The organism is Lysinibacillus sp. PWR01, from assembly GCF_043359455.1.
GTDB classification, from domain to species: Bacteria; Bacillota; Bacilli; order Bacillales_A; family Planococcaceae; genus Lysinibacillus; species Lysinibacillus fusiformis_F.
This window is the reverse complement of the sequence record NZ_JBHERJ010000071.1, coordinates 1-17305: the sequence shown is the minus strand read 5'-3', so window position 1 is coordinate 17305 and position 17305 is coordinate 1. Positions and strand designations below refer to the sequence as shown.

Here is a 17305-nt window from a genome sequence, read left to right as displayed (position 1 = left end):
TTTGAAAATAAGAGAGTGCTACAGGAGCACTCTACAATTTTACTTTACGTCATATCCTTGATCATCAATTGTTTCTTTAATTTGGTCAAGTGATACTTGTGCATCATCAAATGCAATATCCACTAAGCCATCTGCTAAATTAACTTTAACTTGTTCAACACCAGCTAAAGCGCCAACACTTTTTTCCACAGCATTTACACAATGACCACATGACATTCCTTGTACGTTTAATGTTACGTTTTGCATAATAAATTCTCTCCTTTTAATATGGTTTTATTCTATTTTTTCATTAACTTTTGGATCGTTACGACTAACTCATCTAGTACTGCTTCATCGCCCTCTGAGAGACGATCCACTACACAGCCCTTTAAATGACCTTCTAATAATATTTTTGCCACACTATTTAATGCTGATTGTGTAGCAGATAGTTGCGTAATAATATCATCACAATAAACGTCTTTATCAATCATTCCCTTAATACCACGAATCTGACCTTCAATACGGTTTAAGCGGGTTGTTAAATCCTTTTTCACACGCTCAGGGTGATGACTTTTTCGGCAAGACGTAGCTTCCTCTGTATGACAAGCATCCTCTTTTACCGTGTCCTCCATTTACTACACCTCCTATTTGTAATTATCATACCATACCCGAGAAGGGTATGCAAGTTATAAAAAAATTTATTTATCATCATGATGATGCTCATGGTCATTTTCTAATTTACATAAAATAGAATCGTCATGTCGATGTAAAGCTGTTTCTAATTGAATTGTTACATGCTTAATGCCCTTATGCTGAAGATTATGTTCAATTTTCCGCAAGATATGCTCACTCTCAGCTATTTTCAATTGATCATTTACAACCGCATGACAGGATAATGCATTCGTTCCACTAGTAATTGTCCAGATGTGTAAATCGTGGATACTTTCTATTCCTTCAGTCTGCTCTATTAACTGAATAATCTCCTGAACATCTACATTTGAAGGAGTCCCCTCCATTAAAACATGGATTGAGGCTTTTGTGACATGGTAGCCACTTCGTACGACCAATAATGCAACAATAACGCTAGCAAGAGGATCTGCCCAGCCCCAGCCAAAAAACATAATTAATAGTGCCGCAACAATAGCCCCTACAGACCCTAGCATATCACTTAGTACATGTAAAAAGGCTCCGCGCATATTTAAATTATCCTTTGTATCACTGCCACGCATCATAATCCAGGCAACTAAAATGTTAACGAACAAACCAATTGTACTAATAATAAGCATTCCTGTAGTAGCTACTTCTGGTGGGTTTGTAAATCGTTCAATCGCTTCATAGAAAATGAATAATGCTATCCCTATTAATGTAATGCCATTTAATACTGCGGCCAAAATTTCAAATCGTTTATAGCCGTATGTTTTACTATAGCTAGCAGCTTTTTCTCCAAACATAAAGGCTAACATCGCTATACCCAAAGAGATAGAGTCACTTAACATATGCCCTGCATCAGATAAAAGAGCTAAACTATTTGTTAAAAAGCCACCAATGGCTTCCACTACCATGTATCCTGTAATAATAATAAACGACAGTAAGAGTACCTTTTTATTTGCACCATGTGTATGGTCATGACCATGATCATGATGATGTCCCATAGTTATTCCTCCATTTCATTTAGTTATGAGCAGCATGCTCAATGGCCTGCTTCAATAAATTCATAATGTGATCGTCATCCTTAGAATAGTATAAGGTTGTTCCCTCTCTTCTAAATTTCACTAACCTTAAATTTTTAAGAAAACGTAATTGATGAGAAACGGTCGATTGGCCTAAATCTAAAATGTCTGCAATATCATTTACAGCGTGTTCATCTGAACAAAGTAAGTTTAAAATACGAATTCGAGTTGGATCACTCAATGCTTTAAAAGTCTGAGATACTACAAATAATGTCTCTTCATCTAAATGCTGATCTACATTTTTTAGTGTTTCTGAACTGTTTAATTTTTCATCCATAAAAGTTTACCCCATTCTTCAATATTTATATATGAGCATGTGTTCATATATAAATATATATGGATATATTAGGAATGTCAACAAGCATTTATGGTTCTGCATGTTGCAGGCCACTCGTTATCGCATGGATGCGATGATTTTAGGCTAACATCCCCTATTAACCAATACCGACTAAAGAAAGTTAAAAGTAGCAATTAACAATTCAGCGCGCTACACTACTGTTAAGGAGAGATATGTGTGGATATTTTTGAATCAGATCGTTTATTTATGAAACAAGCATTAGAAGAAGCCCAACAGGCAGCCTTACTTGGAGAAGTACCCATTGGTGCAGTCCTTGTTTATGAAGGGAAAATCATTGCACGTGCACATAATTTAAGAGAAACAACGCAAAATGCAACAACACATGCTGAGCTGTTAGTGATTCAAGAAGCCTGCAAAAAAATAGGTAGTTGGCGACTCGAGGATACTACTCTTTATGTGACATTAGAGCCTTGTCCAATGTGTGCAGGAGCCATTCTCCAATCGCGTGTGCCCCGTGTTGTTTATGGTGCAAGGGATCAAAAAGCTGGGTGTGTAGATTCCCTTTACCGTTTATTAAATGATGAACGCTTTAATCATGAATGTGATGTAACAGAAGGGATTTTAGCCGAGGAATGTGGTCAAATTTTAACAGACTTTTTTAGGGCTTTACGGGAGCGTAAAAAAGCTGAGAAAAAAGCACGATTAGCTTCCAACGATGTAAATAGCAATTAAAGAAGGTGCCTCCTAATGAGACACCTTCTTTTTATATTTATGGGAATGGCGATATATATGAAATGTGTCGTAGCAGCGACAGCATCTTCATAACTAATGACGATTAAGCTTCAATCGTTGATTGTGTAAAAACACATTCTCCTTCGATATATGTAGCGAATGGTTTTACATGCATAAGCTGGTTATGTGAAAGCGTCAGTAAATCATCAGTTAGTACAACAAAATTTGCATCATAGCCCTCTTTTAACTGACCAACATTGTCCATACGGATCATCGTTTTGGCATCAGCTGTATATAGCTGTAATGCCTCCTCCACAGAGATTTTTTCTGCTGCGCCTAAATCTGTTCCATCATAGGCTGTACGTGTAACGGCTGCTTGTATCGTCACAAAGGGATTAGCCGCTTCTGCCCAAGATGTAGCAGGGGCATCTGAAGATAACGCGGTCGCGATCCCCCGCTGTAAAAATGTTTGTACACCATATAATGTCTGTGTTTTTTCTAGTCCTAGATTTTCTAAATAGCTCTCAATTTCACAGAATAAGAAGATTGGTTGTGGCACAAAGCCTATGCCCCATTCAGCAGCTTTTTGCAAGGCACTTTCAGAAGGCATGGCTGCATGCTCAATACGAACAGAAGGTGCATCTGTTAACCAAGCTTTTTCCTCATAAAATGTGTCAACAATTAGATCAATGGCTCTGTCCCCCATTGCATGAACCACTAATTGAATACCACATTCTTTAGCTTCCGCAGCAGCTGCTAGTAGTTCCTCTTTCGAAGTCATGGCTATGCCCTTTTCTTCACTTCCCAAAAATGGCGCTGAAACAAGTGCTGTACGGCCTGAAACACTGCCATCTGAAAATAGCTTGATGCCTCCGATATAGACTCCTGCAGAACGATCGATATTATTTGCTGTTAACAGCTCGTATCGTTGAATATCCTCCCAAATATAATAAACTGCTACTCGTTGCTTAAAGCCTTTTTCTCGGGCTTTACGGTACAGGCTTAAATAATCAACCGGGGCTACAGTAGCCATTAATTCTGTAATACTTGTTACACCGTAGGATGCCAAAGTTTGTGATAGCTTTAGAAGCCTTGTCACAATTTCTTCTTCAGAGGGTGTAGGTAAACGCTGTAACACTAGATTCCGTGCATTTTCACGCAGTACGCCAGTAGGTTCCCCATTTTCATCACGATCAATTTGTCCACCCTGTGGATCAGGGGTATCCTTTGTAATACCTGCAATTGCTAATGCCTTGCTATTGACCGATATAATATGACCACACGTCCGCATAACAATGATAGGTAATTCTGTGGAGGCACGATCTAAATCCTCTTTTAAAGGCGCTCTTCTTTCCTTTAGTTTTCCTTCATCATAGCCCCAGCCTAATATCCATCCATGCTGACTTGCATCATATTTTGCTAGTGCAATTATTATATCCTCAATAGAATGAATGTGTGGAGGTAAACAAGCCACTTGTTCCAAAACATCTGCTAACATAATTGGATGCATATGAGCGTCAATAATCCCAGGAATAATGACCTTTCCTTGTACATCTATTATTTCACCATGATAGGCAGGTAAGTCTTCCTGTTGTCCAATCCAAACTACCTTTCCATCTTCAATCACCATGGCTGTTGCAGATGGCTGATGAGTATCTGCCGTATAGATTTTTGCATTACAAATAATTTTCATCATTTTCCAACTCCTATTTCGTCCATACCAAAAGTCGATTTTTCAGGATCTTCTGCTTTCAGTACTTTATGCAAAATGGTACCGATAATAAAGCCAACAATAGATGGCACAATCCAAGCAAATCCGCTAGACTGTAATGGTAAATGTAAGACCAACTGTGTCACACCAGGTATCGAAATTTCATAGCTAGCAAATGTTTCAACAACGCTTACTAGAAATGCAAATAGGACAGTTCCTTTATAAGCTCCTGCATTTGGCACAAAACGATCGAAAGCCCCCAGTAGCACAAGTACAATAATGACCGGATAAATGACCAAGAAAATTGGCAATGTAATTTCGACAATGGCACCTACACCTAAGGAACCAATGGTTGCGCCTACTACACACATAATGAATACCCATGATCTATAGCCAAGCTTCTCTTTTGTTAGTTCATTTAAAAACTGTGATGATATGACCATGACACCAATCGCTGATGTTAAGCAGGCAAAAACAACACATATAGCCAATAACACTTTACCCAAATTACCAATAACACTAAAGGCAATACCCGCTAATAGTTCTGTATCACTGCCAGAATTTGTGATGATGCCGCTACTTGTAGCACCTAAATAAAGTAAGCCACCGTATACGGCAATTAACCCTATTGCTGCAATAGCCATACCACCTAGTGCGACCTTTTTAGATAGTTTCCCTTTATAGCCATAGCCAACTATTGCTGCTAAAAAAATAGGAGCACAAAGAATGCCTGTTCCCACATCTCCTGTTTGATAGGCCGCTATTATCGAGTTGGCAAAAACCCCTTCTGCCCCTGTATTGACTGCTGTTCCCATTGGATCAAGTACCCCTTTACCAATTAGGATAATGAGTATAAGAACAAGAACGGGGGTCAACCATTTTCCAATCTTATCGATAACATTTGATTGATCCATCGCAAAGTAAAAACAAATTACAAAGAATGCTAATACTGACACAATTAAAGGTACGTTCGGAATAATTTGTGACACCCCTAATTCATGTGTTGTCGCTGACATCCTCGGTATTGTGACAACCATTCCAATACAAACCATCATGACCGTGTTAAAGGCTTTATAAAACCAATTTCCAATTGGCCTTGTGAGCGCTTCTACAGTTCCCCCAGTGTTAAAAATTGCATACACCGCAAGCACAGACAAAATAACACCTGTTAAGCTAAAGCCCATCAGAGCAGAAATCCACGATTCCCCTGCACTATTTCCTATAGATGGCGGAAATATTAAATTTCCAGCGCCAAAAAATATAGCAAATAAGGCTAGCCCGACGATTATCGTATGCTGTACAACTTTAGACATATCCTCAACCCCTTTATAATCGTTTTGCATAAGATTTATCTAAATAATAAAAAATTTAAAAACACGAAAAAAGGAGATAAATTTTTATCCCCTTTTTGTAAAAAAAATTTTACAACAATTCATATTTTAAACACTTATACTTTAGCAAATGACGTGAAATACCTAAACGACGAGCCGTTTCCGCTAAACGTCCATTCGTTTCACGCAACTTTTCCGCTATAATTAGACGCTCGTAGGCTTCAGTTAAATCTCGTAAATGACCAGATTGGTTGTTCTGCATCATCGGCTGAGTTGAATGTTGAATATTTTTTTTAATCCTTTCTGGAACATGCTCAATAAGAATTTCATCTCCAAGTAAATTATTGTATGCCGATTCAAGGGCATTTTTTAGTTCACGCACATTACCTGGCCAATGATAGGCATAAAATAATTGAATTACCTCATCACGATAACTTACATTTTTCTGTAGAGTATGTTCATTATAAAATTGTATATAAAAATCAAGGATAGGTGGTATATCTTCCTTCCTTAATCGTAGTGGTGGCAAATCAATTTGGAGAACATTTAAGCGATAAAATAAGTCCTCGCGTAGCTTTTTCTCAGCTAAGAGTTTCTCTACATCTTCATTGATAGTAGTAATATAGCGTATATCCAACTGCTCTCCATTCAGGATTTTGATATCTACTGCATGCAACAGTTTTGCCTGTAGAGATACATCTAATAAATTTAGGTGATCAATGAGTAGTGTCCCACCATTCGCCTCCTGTAACTTTCCTCTTTTTCCTTCATTGTCTGAGCCATATAGCTGTGTAAAAATATTATCTTCCGTCAATGTTGAACAGTTCAACATAATAAATGGTTTTGTATAGCGTTCACTTTCATTGTGTATGCCTTGTGCGATAATATCTTTCCCTGTTCCAGTTTCCCCTGTTAGTAAAATAGGTGCGTTTTTTTGGGCACTACGACGTGCCTTTTCAAGTTGAGTCTTCATCTCAGCATTTGTAGTAATGAAATCCTCCAGACGATAGGTGGTGTGATTATCTCGATATAATTTATGTCCCAGGAAATTATCTAAGTATTTAATTTGCTTGCTTTCATAAAAATGTTTTGAGAATTCAATGGCTCCAATGGCTTTTCCATGCTCCATAATGGGATAGGTTGAACTCAGCGATAAATAACTAAAACCGTTCAATGTTGTAAGTTGTTGCTCGCAGTATAAAACTGGTTGCCCTGTTTGTATGACTTGAAAGACAGTACTTGTCTCAGATGATAAATTTTGATAATTATCAGTCACAGTACTGTGAAAAAATTCATCTGGTGTTAAGCCGATTTCCAATAATATATTTAAATCTGCTAAGTCATAAAAGATTGCACAGCCTTTATCATCTGTAATTAAAACATTATCAAATTCACTGAGAGCCTGTGCAAATTGTTGCAATTCCATGAATTTCTCCCCCTTGTCCCCATGAATATTACCCATTATAACGAATTTTCAAAAATTATGAGAGATTTCAATTTTTGAAATACAAAAAAGCTATTTTAGATCATCCATAAAAGGATTGTCTAAAATAGCTTTATCTGTGGTTTATTTTGGTGCGATTACTTCTTTACCACCCATATAAGGTCTTAAAACTTCAGGAATTACTACACTTCCATCAGCTTGTTGATAGTTTTCTAGGATAGCGGCAACTGTACGACCAATGGCAAGACCTGAACCGTTTAATGTATGAACATACTCTGGTTTTGCATTTGGCTCACGACGGAAGCGGATATTTGCTCGTCGTGCTTGGAAATCTTCAAAGTTAGAACAAGAAGAAATTTCACGGTACATGTTTTGTGCAGGAATCCAAACTTCTAAATCATATTTCTTCGCTGCAGTAAAACCTAAATCAGCTGTACACATTTTTAGCTTACGATATGGTAAGCCTAGTAATTGTAATACCTTTTCCGCATGATTTGTTAATAGCTCTAATTGTTCGTATGATTCCTCTGGTTTTACAAAGCGAACTAATTCTACTTTGTTGAACTGGTGTTGACGGATTAAACCACGTGTATCACGACCTGCAGATCCCGCTTCTGAACGGAAGCATGCACTATACGCTGCAAAGCCTTGCGGTAAAGCCTCAGCCGGTAAAATCTCATCACGATAGAAGTTCGTTACTGGTACTTCTGCAGTTGGAATCATGAAATAATCTGTTTCCTCTAATTTGAATACATCTTCCTCAAACTTCGGAAGCTGTCCTGTACCTGTTAGGCTATCACGATTAACAATGACAGGTGGTAGCATTTCCTCGTAACCATGCTCCTCTGCATGTAAATCCATCATGAATGTCATTAATGCACGTTCTAAACGAGCGCCAAGACCACGGTAGAATAAGAAACGGCTACCTGTTACTTTCGCGCCACGTTCAAAGTCTACAATTTTTAAATCTGTAGCAAGATCCCAGTGTGCTTTAATATCAAAATCAAATGCTGGAATTTCACCCCACGTATACTCCTCAACATTGTCGTCCTCTGTTGTGCCTACTGGTACAGACTCATGCGGAATGTTTGGTAAACGCATCATCATATCTTTAAAGCGTTCTTCAACATCATTTAATTGTACGTCTAATTCTTTAATTTCATCGCCAACCTGACGCATACGAGCAATAACTTCATCTGCATTTTCCTTGTTGCGTTTCATTATTGAAATTTGTTCAGATACTTTATTGCGTTCTGCTTTTAATTCTTCTGTTTTCGCAATCAATTCACGACGTTTTGCATCTAAGCCTTCAAAGTCATCTAAATTTCCTAAATCTTCATTACGTGTTAATAACATCTCTTTAATTTCCGCGAAATTATCGCGTACACGTTTAATATCTAACATCTTCATACCTCCAATAGTTTCTTAATGATGGAAAATCGTTGCAGCGAAATGAACACAAAAAAGCCCTCATCCCTAAAAAGGGACGAGAGCTACCCGCGTTGCCACCCTAATTGACTAGGCATAAAGCTACCTAATCCACTTATTTCATAACGGCATTTCAGCCGGCTACAGCCTACTTCATTCACTTCGACTGTGCAACTCCAGGACGGATTCACAAGTGCTTTTATCAGCTTCCACCAGCCGCTGACTCTCTAAAAAAAACGTGCTTGCTACTACTTCCCATCATCGTGTTCAGTTATTTAAAATTTAAACATACTGTACTATATGAAAACAAATTTTGCAAGTCATACCATAGAGGATACAAAATATTCAAGAATTCGTGTATCGGCTGTTAATTCAGGATGAAACGAACAGCCTAATAAATGGCCATCTTGCGCTAAAATAATTTTCCCTTCATGTTGTGCTAGAATTTCAACATCTTTACCCACGGCTTCAATATGAGGTGCACGAATAAATACTGCTGGGATACCTACTCCTACTTTAGGAATATCTAGTTGTACTTCAAAGCTATCTACCTGACGTCCATAAGCGTTTCTTGCTACGGTCACATCCATCACAGCCAAATGTGGTTCATCATCTACTAGATGCTTGGCTAATAATATTAATCCTGCACATGTACCAAGCATCGGTAAACCTTGCTGTGCAAGTCCACGAATGGGCTCTAGTAGATCAAAACGATCCAGCAATTTTCTCATTGTTGTGCTTTCTCCACCAGGTAACACAAGTCCATCAAGATTTACTAAATCCGTCTTTTGTTTTACGAGGATAGCTTCGCAACCAAGAGCTTTTAACATCTGAATATGCTCACGCACCGCTCCTTGTAATGCTAAAACACCAATTCGTTTCATGTTACCAACCTCGCTCTTGCATACGCTCGTTGTGTCCAAGCTGTGCAATATCAATCCCCTTCATTGGTACACCGAGTTCCTTTGATATTTCCACAATAAGCTTATAGTCTTTATAATGAGTAGTCGCCTCTACAATGGCACGTGCAAATTTTTCAGGGTTTTCAGATTTAAAAATACCTGAACCTACGAAAACGCCATCAGCTCCAAGTTCCATCATTAAGGCAGCATCGGCAGGCGTCGCTACTCCTCCTGCTGCGAAGTTTACTACTGGTAAACGACCAAGACGTTTAATTTCTCTTAATAATTCGAAAGGAGCTCCTAGTAATTTCGCCTCTGTCATTAATTCATCTTCTGTCATGCCCACTACTTTACGTACCTGAGCATTTACTTTGCGAATATGTCGAACTGCTTCCACAATATTCCCTGTTCCTGGCTCACCTTTTGTTCGTAACATGGATGCGCCTTCCCCGATACGACGAGCTGCCTCCCCTAAATCACGACAGCCACACACAAACGGTACTGTGTATTCACTTTTTAATAAATGGTATTCTTCATCTGCTGGTGTTAAAACTTCACTTTCATCAATATAATCAACACCCATTGCTTCTAAAACACGTGCTTCCACAATATGACCAATACGTGCTTTGGCCATCACAGGAATAGTTACAGACCCCATTACTTCCTCAACAATACGAGGATCGGCCATGCGTGCAACGCCACCTGCTTTACGAATATCTGAAGGTACTCTTTCTAATGCCATAACTGCTACAGCACCTGCAGCTTCTGCAATTTTTGCTTGCTCTGCATTAATGACATCCATAATGACGCCGCCCTTTTGCATTTCTGCCATACCACGTTTTACTAGCTCTGTACCTGTTTGTTTCATTTTCTAACCTCCACCTTTATGATGAAGTTTAGTATAATAGAAATTGACCATATCAAAATATCCAGTTTTCAAAATATTCATAAGGTCAGGAGGCTATAAAACATGGATATGCTTTTATTTCAGCTTGAAAGAGATAGTGATAAACCGCTTTATGATCAGCTTTATAGCGGTATTAAAGAAGCCATCATTTCTAATAAAATAACTGTAGGAGAAAAATTGCCTTCAAAAAGAAAATTGGCTGATTTTTTAAATATTTCTCAAACAACAATTGAAATTGCCTATGCCCAGCTATTAGCTGAAGGTTATATTATGTCCAAATCAAGGATTGGTTATTTTGTAGAAGAAATAGATGAATTACCCTACATTCAGCAGGATACTATAACATCCATCAATGAGCATCCTAAGAAAAAATCATACAAAATTGATTTTAATCCTGGTTCTATTGATATCGATGCCTTTCCATTTCAAACTTGGAGAAAATATGCGAAGGAGCTTTTTGACGATACCTCAAAGGAGCTATTATTAACAGGTGAACCACAAGGAGAACTTTCTTTACGCACAGAGATTGCTAATTATTTATATCAGTCGCGTGGTGTTGTATGCCATCCTGAACAAATTGTCATAGGTTCTGGTACGGAACAGCTTCTCCCTATGATACTACGTCTTTTTAGCGAAGATACAAGCTTTGCATTAGAAAATCCAGGGTACCCTGCCGTGCATCGTATGTTTTCGCAGCATAAACGAAAAGTTTACCCAATTGCAGTCGATGAAGAGGGCATTATTATTCATGAGCTTGAAAAAACGAATGCTAATGTCGTGTATATTACACCCTCACATCAATTCCCAACTGGTGCTGTATTATCCGCTACAAGGCGAGCACAGGCTTTAAATTGGGCGGCACAAAGCTCCTCTCGCTATATTATTGAGGATGATTATGATTCGGAATTTCGTTATGCTGGAAAACCAATTCCTGCTCTACACGCCTTAGATCGAAACGATAAAGTTATTTACATGAGTACTTTTACAAAATCATTAATGCCATCCTTGCGAGTAGCTTATTTTGTACTTCCACCTAAACTACTTGCTACATATAACGATGTCTTTAATTATTACTCATCTACTGTGCCTCGTTTCGATCAACATATCGTGGCAAATTTTATGGGTGACGGGCATTTTGCAAAGCATCTCAATCGTATGCGTAAAATTTATCGTAAAAAACACGATAAACTAACTTCTATTTTAGAAAAATATTCATCATCCATTAACATTACTGGTGAGCAAGCGGGTATGCATATTTTATTAGAGGTTCAACACACATTCTCAGAAAAACAATTACAACAGCTCGCCTCTCAAGCAGAGATCGGCATTTATCCATTATCAGCCTACAGACTAGATCATTATGAATCTTCACAAGCTCAATTTTTATTAGGCTTTGGAGGGATTCCCGTACAAGCAATTGAATCATCCATTGAACAGTTGATGGATTGCTGGGGAATACAAAAAAATGACCCATCTACCAGTGAGTAGATAGGTCATTTTATATTAAGTTTCAATTAATTGAATTTGATATTGCTCAAACCATGTATGAACTTGCCCTAGATACGCTAAAAGCTGAGGACCTGCCATTAATTGCCCATACCACGGAATCTTAAAAGAGCTACCGCCAGATTCAATTAACTCCTCAAGCTTTTGTCGTTCAAATAGTTCATGTAAAATCGAATTTCTATCACGTAGAATTTCCTTCAACCATTTTTGCACACCAGCTGTGTAGACAGGATGATATGTTTTTGGATAAGGATTTTTTTTACGATACAACACTTCATTAGGCAATAAATGTGCCATTGATTTTCGAAGTAATCCTTTTTCTATCCCATCCAAATTCTTCATTTCCCACGGAATATTCCAAGCGTATTCTACAAGCCGATGATCTGCAAAAGGAACACGCACCTCTAAACTTGCCCCCATACTCATACGATCTTTCCGCTCTAATAATGTTTGCATGAACCATAGCATATTTAAGTAAGACATTTCACGATGACTTGCCTCTGCTAGACCTTCTCCATCTAATAATGGTACTTCAGCTATTGTTTGTGTATACAGTTGTTGTGCATAGGACTCAATTTTTAATTTTTTATCCCACTTCTCTTGAAGTAATCCACTTCTTTCAGACAATGAACGGATCCAAGGAAAACCTGAAGTCCTTTCTTTAAACCATGGATACCCACCAAAAATTTCATCTGCACACTCTCCTGATAACGCTACAGTAAAATCCTTTTTTATTTCTCGACAAAACCATAATAACGATGAATCTACATCTGCCATACCAGGGGAATCTCGAACGATGACCGATTCCACTAATAAATCAATTAACTGTTGCTGAGTGATTTCCTCTGCATGGTGGGCCGTCTGGAAAGTGTCTGTCATTTTCTGAATCCAGTACGTATCTGTAGACGTTTGGAAAGAATGTGGGTTAAAGAAGCGCTCATTATCTTCATAATCGATAGAATACGTATGCAATTGATTGTTTTGTTGTTGGAAGCTATTTGCCGCAATGCCAGTGATAATACTGGAATCTAGTCCTCCTGAAAGAAATGTACAAATGGGTACATCCGAAACTAACTGACGTTCTATAGCATCCGTTAACAAAAAACGTACATGCTCAATTGTTTCCTCCAAAGATTCTTCATGTCTGCGGCTTTGTAGCTGCCAATATGGCCACTTTTTTAAACCTCCTTCTCTAGAGAAACGCATGGCATAGCCAGGCCGTAATTCTTTAATATTTTGAAAAAGGGTTTTGCCTGGCGCTCTAGAGGGCCCTACAGCCATCATACTTGCCAATCCTTCAACATTTACACTTGCTTGGACCGTCGGGTGTGCCAGCAGAGCCTTCACTTCAGATGCAAAAAGTACACCATCTTGTTGCTCTGTATAATACAAGGGTTTCACACCTAATCGGTCTCGGCACAAAAATAGTGATTGTGTTTGTTCATCCCAAACACCAAAGGCAAAAATGCCATTTAGAAATTCTACACATTGCTCTTTCCACTCAATATAGGCTGTTAATAACACTTCAGTATCCGATTGTGTTGTAAAACTGTGTCCTCTTTTTAGAAGTTCTTTACGTAGCTCTTCTGTATTATAAAGTTCGCCATTATATGTAATGACATAGTTTAATCCATCATGAATTTTTTTCATTGGTTGTTTGCCACCAATTAAATCAATAACAGCCAACCGTCGATGACCAAATGCTATATGCTCACTACACCAAATATTTTCATCATCTGGCCCTCTCTTATTTAATGTTTGCGTCATCGATTTTAATATTGTGTCACTTGTTCTTAAATCCTTTTGAAAGCTAGCCCATCCTGTAATGCCACACATTTAGCCACATCCTTTCGCCTATTAGCGTATGCAGCAGCGTGTAAAAATGTGAAAAAGCACATGAATGCTTAAGTACATTCATGTGCTCCTATTTAAATATTAAAATAATCCACCAACAAAGTCTGTAATGCCTCCCCATAAATTACCGAAGAAGTTACCTACACCTTGGAAGAACAATGAGATACCGCTAGCACGCTCTACAGCCTTTGTTGTGACAACATCGGATGAAATATCCTTGCCATCGATAAAGCCGTAATCTGTGCCTTCTGTGCGCTCAATAACAACCTTCCCTACAACAGTGTCTTTTTTAACATCTGCCTCTAAACTCTTTTTATCTAAAACCAATGTAGGTTTATATAATTCTTTATCAGAAGACTTAATCATAAAGGAAATTGGTTCTTTTACTGCAATCGATACTTTGTCTTCTTTACCTTTTGTCACTTTAACTGTTTTTTGATCTTTGAATGTATAGTTCGCTGGTAAAATTTCTTGTTTCGAGAATTGTGAAAAACCATAGTTAAATAATTTTGCTGTGGCATCAAAACGAGCTGCATATGATCCTTGTCCATTTGCATCAACAGCCTTCATAACAACTGCAATCAAACGAGTACCATTGCGCTCTGCAGTACCTGTGAAGCAGTGACCTGCAAAGTTTGTTGTACCTGTTTTTAATCCATCTACACCTTGATATTCATACACTAATCCAGGTAACATAAAGTTCCAGTTAGACATTTTAATTGCATCTTCTGTACCTTCACGGAATGTCTTTTTTGCAATTTTAGATGTTTCTAATACCTTTGGGTGATCTTTTAATAAATGATACGCCAATTTTGCTACAGATTTTGCAGGCATCACATTTTCATCTTCTGGGCCTGTGCCTGATGGATGCATACCAAATAAATCAGCATTATTAAGACCAGTGGCGTTGACAAATTTATAGCCCTCTAAACCAAGTTCTTCTGCTTTTTTATTCATTAACTTTAAAAATTCAGTTTCAGAACCTGCAATCGTTTCAGCAATAGCTACGGTAGCTGCATTTGCTGAATAGATAGCCATTGCCTCGTATAACTCACGAATCGTATAAGAACCATCTCTACGTAAAGGTACATTACTTAATGCACGATTTTGAGACATACGATACGTATAATCAGTTACGTGATATTCCTGATCCCATTTAACTGTCCCTGCATCAATCGCGTCCAATAACAGGAATTCAGTCATCATTTTTGTCATACTTGCAATACCTAGTGAAGTATCTGCATTTTGTTCAAATAAAATTTTTCCTGAATCTGCATCAATTAAAATCGCAGCATCCACTGTTAATCCTAAATCTGTTTCCGCATTTGCCTTTGCAGGAATACCTGCAAAAATACTAAATAATAAAACAGGAATTAGGAGTAAGCGTAATACGGTGTTCATTTTCTTTTTCACCTTTAAAGCCCTCCAAAAAATAATCTTGTCCTCGACATTTTATCATAGATAACAACAAACGTGTTGACTCTCTACCATAAAAAAAATGCTCTCGCGCCATCTTTGTAGACGATGCGAAAGCATAAAAGTTGCAAGTAATATATTACATGGAATAGTTTGGTGATTCTTTTGTAATCTGTACATCATGTGGATGTGATTCACGAAGACCAGCACCTGTCATTCTAACAAATTGTGCATTCTCCCGTAGGTGCTCAAGATGTGGTGCTCCACAATAACCCATACCAGCGCGAATACCACCAATCAGTTGGTAAATTGTATCAGCTAATGGTCCTTTATATGGAAGGCGACCTTCAATACCTTCAGGTACTAATTTTTTCGCATCCTCTTGGAAGTAACGATCTTTAGAACCTTTTTCCATTGCGCCGATAGAACCCATACCACGGTAAACTTTGAAGCGACGTCCTTGGAAGATTTCTGTTTCTCCAGGAGATTCAGATGTACCTGCTAGAAGAGAACCAAGCATTACCACGTTGCCCCCAGCTGCTAGAGCTTTTACGATATCACCAGAGTATTTAATACCACCATCAGCAATAATTGTTTTACCAAGCTCACGAGCTACTGTAGCACAATCATATACTGCTGTAATTTGTGGTACACCTACACCAGCCACAACACGTGTAGTACAAATAGAACCAGGACCAATACCTACTTTAACAACATCTGCCCCAGCTTCAAATAATGCACGTGCGCCTTCTCCTGTAGCAACATTACCAGCTATGATTTCTAGCTCTGGGTAAGTCTCACGGATTGAGCGAATTGTTTGTAATACGCCTTCTGAATGACCATGGGCTGTATCGATTACAACAATGTCCACTTGTGCTTCTACAAGCTTCTCAATACGTACCATCGTATCTTTTGATACACCAACTGCTGCGCCCACTAATAAGCGACCATGTGTATCTTTTGCAGCATTCGGGAATTCAATAACTTTCTCGATATCTTTAATTGTGATAAGTCCAGTTAATCTACCTTCTTCATCTACAATTGGAAGCTTTTCGATTTTATATTGTTGAAGAATTTTTTCAGCATCCTCTAAAGTTGTTCCAACAGGTGCTGTAATCAAATCTTCTTTTGTCATGACATCTTCAATTTTTAAAGAGTAATCAGAGATAAAACGTAAATCACGGTTTGTAATAATTCCTACTAGCTTTTGATTTTCCATACTATCAACAATAGGTACACCAGAGATTCGGTATTTACCCATTAGATGTTCAGCATCGAAAACTTGATGTGTCGGAGTTAAGAAGAATGGGTTTGTAATAACACCATTTTCAGAACGTTTTACTTTTTCTACTTGTTCAGCTTGCTCATCGATCCCCATGTTTTTATGGATAATACCGATACCGCCTTGACGTGCCATAGCAATCGCCATTTTAGACTCTGTAACTGTATCCATACCTGCGCTGACCATTGGGATGTTTAATTTAATCTTTGGTGTTAATTGAACAGATAAATCAACATCTTTCGGTAGTACTTCGGAATGAGCTGGTACTAATAATACATCATCAAAAGTTAAACCTTCTTTGGCAAATTTAGTTTCCCACATTTTCGTAACTTCCTCCTATAGTTAAAAGAATATTAATTGTAAGATTAACAACGTGGACTGCTACTGTCAAGGAACTTATAAAAGAAAGACAATTCAGATTTTTAATGTGTGGTAATTAAAATGAGCAATCTAAATAATTATCTACGTTTAAAAGTCATTTATTCCTACTCTTTTTAATTAAAATACTTATAAATATAATAGATTTTTGAACCAGTTCTTTAACAAAGTTAAAAGATACCATTAGAAAGTAAAAAACAGCCAGCACACGGCTGACTGTTTCAATTGCCTAGCGACGTCCTACTCTCACAGGGGGAAGCCCCCAACTACCATCGGCGCTAAAGAGCTTAACTTCCGTGTTCGGTATGGGAACGGGTGTGACCTCTTTGCCATCATCACTAGACATGTATTTAATTGAAAGTGTTGTTCTTTCAAAACTGGATAAACGTGCATTGAATGGTTCAAAC

General features: G+C 38.0%; 15 protein-coding genes, 1 rRNA gene and 1 other annotated feature. Of the genes, 2 read left to right on the top strand and 14 right to left on the bottom strand.

The window, feature by feature from the left end; genetic code table 11:
- Window positions 1-39 precede the first annotated feature (39 nt).
- The 4 genes from copZ to ACEVFT_RS14605 form a co-directional block, all read right to left on the bottom strand.
- Complete coding sequence (gene copZ / locus ACEVFT_RS14620) at window positions 40-246, bottom strand: copper chaperone CopZ (protein ID WP_004233974.1); 207 nt, start codon at window positions 244-246, stop codon at window positions 40-42.
- 32 nt (window positions 247-278) lie between these two features.
- Complete coding sequence (locus ACEVFT_RS14615) at window positions 279-611, bottom strand: metal-sensitive transcriptional regulator (RefSeq protein WP_205446329.1); 333 nt, start codon at window positions 609-611, stop codon at window positions 279-281.
- A gap of 66 nt (window positions 612-677) precedes the next feature.
- The gene (locus ACEVFT_RS14610; protein WP_205446328.1) at window positions 678-1631 is read right to left on the bottom strand and encodes a cation diffusion facilitator family transporter; all 954 of its coding nucleotides are present in this window, start codon (window positions 1629-1631) and stop codon (window positions 678-680) included.
- A 19-nt stretch (window positions 1632-1650) separates the two neighbouring features.
- Window positions 1651-1986, bottom strand: a complete 336-nt coding sequence (locus ACEVFT_RS14605) for an ArsR/SmtB family transcription factor (RefSeq protein ID WP_205446327.1) — start codon at window positions 1984-1986, stop codon at window positions 1651-1653.
- Window positions 1987-2223: 237 nt separating this feature from the next.
- On the opposite strand from ACEVFT_RS14605, the gene tadA reads away from it, so the two are divergent.
- The gene (gene tadA, locus ACEVFT_RS14600; RefSeq protein ID WP_342442119.1) at window positions 2224-2739 is read left to right on the top strand and encodes a tRNA adenosine(34) deaminase TadA; all 516 of its coding nucleotides are present in this window, start codon (window positions 2224-2226) and stop codon (window positions 2737-2739) included.
- 103 nt (window positions 2740-2842) lie between these two features.
- Here the strand turns inward: tadA and ACEVFT_RS14595 are convergent, their stop codons facing one another.
- The 6 genes from ACEVFT_RS14595 to pdxS form a co-directional block, all read right to left on the bottom strand.
- Entirely contained in the window at window positions 2843-4435 is a 1593-nt protein-coding gene (locus ACEVFT_RS14595) for an amidohydrolase (RefSeq protein ID WP_393950531.1), read from the bottom strand.
- Entirely contained in the window at window positions 4432-5763 is a 1332-nt protein-coding gene (gene brnQ, locus ACEVFT_RS14590) for a branched-chain amino acid transport system II carrier protein (RefSeq protein ID WP_393950530.1), read from the bottom strand. Before brnQ ends, ACEVFT_RS14595 begins: the two co-directional genes overlap by 4 nt.
- A 109-nt stretch (window positions 5764-5872) precedes the next feature.
- Window positions 5873-7207, bottom strand: coding sequence for a sigma 54-interacting transcriptional regulator (locus ACEVFT_RS14585; RefSeq protein WP_393950529.1), 1335 nt, complete (start codon window positions 7205-7207; stop codon window positions 5873-5875).
- 141 nt (window positions 7208-7348) lie between these two features.
- Window positions 7349-8629: a serine--tRNA ligase gene (gene serS / locus ACEVFT_RS14580; RefSeq protein ID WP_205446322.1), complete on the bottom strand. Its 1281-nt coding sequence runs from the start codon at window positions 8627-8629 to the stop codon at window positions 7349-7351.
- A gap of 75 nt (window positions 8630-8704) precedes the next feature.
- Window positions 8705-8924: a binding site (T-box leader), on the bottom strand.
- 49 nt (window positions 8925-8973) lie between these two features.
- Window positions 8974-9537 carry a pyridoxal 5'-phosphate synthase glutaminase subunit PdxT gene (pdxT, locus tag ACEVFT_RS14575; RefSeq protein WP_393950528.1) on the bottom strand — a complete coding sequence of 188 codons (564 nt, stop codon included), beginning with the start codon at window positions 9535-9537 and terminating at the stop codon, window positions 8974-8976.
- Window position 9538: 1 nt separating this feature from the next.
- Window positions 9539-10423 carry a pyridoxal 5'-phosphate synthase lyase subunit PdxS gene (pdxS, locus tag ACEVFT_RS14570; RefSeq protein ID WP_393950527.1) on the bottom strand — a complete coding sequence of 295 codons (885 nt, stop codon included), beginning with the start codon at window positions 10421-10423 and terminating at the stop codon, window positions 9539-9541.
- A 102-nt stretch (window positions 10424-10525) separates the two neighbouring features.
- Here pdxS and pdxR point away from each other — a divergent pair, with 102 nt between their 5' ends.
- Complete coding sequence (pdxR, locus tag ACEVFT_RS14565; RefSeq protein ID WP_393950526.1) at window positions 10526-11950, top strand: MocR-like pyridoxine biosynthesis transcription factor PdxR; 1425 nt, start codon at window positions 10526-10528, stop codon at window positions 11948-11950.
- Window positions 11951-11965: 15 nt separating this feature from the next.
- Here pdxR and asnB read toward each other — a convergent pair whose 3' ends face one another.
- The 4 genes from asnB to rrf form a co-directional block, all read right to left on the bottom strand.
- The gene (gene asnB, locus ACEVFT_RS14560; RefSeq protein WP_393950525.1) at window positions 11966-13804 is read right to left on the bottom strand and encodes an asparagine synthase (glutamine-hydrolyzing); all 1839 of its coding nucleotides are present in this window, start codon (window positions 13802-13804) and stop codon (window positions 11966-11968) included.
- Window positions 13805-13903: 99 nt separating this feature from the next.
- Window positions 13904-15235: a D-alanyl-D-alanine carboxypeptidase family protein gene (locus ACEVFT_RS14555; RefSeq protein WP_342442111.1), complete on the bottom strand. Its 1332-nt coding sequence runs from the start codon at window positions 15233-15235 to the stop codon at window positions 13904-13906.
- A gap of 142 nt (window positions 15236-15377) precedes the next feature.
- Window positions 15378-16841 carry an IMP dehydrogenase gene (guaB, locus tag ACEVFT_RS14550; RefSeq protein ID WP_004233999.1) on the bottom strand — a complete coding sequence of 488 codons (1464 nt, stop codon included), beginning with the start codon at window positions 16839-16841 and terminating at the stop codon, window positions 15378-15380.
- Window positions 16842-17125: 284 nt separating this feature from the next.
- A 5S ribosomal RNA gene (rrf, locus tag ACEVFT_RS14545) occupies window positions 17126-17241 on the bottom strand.
- Window positions 17242-17305 lie beyond the last annotated feature (64 nt).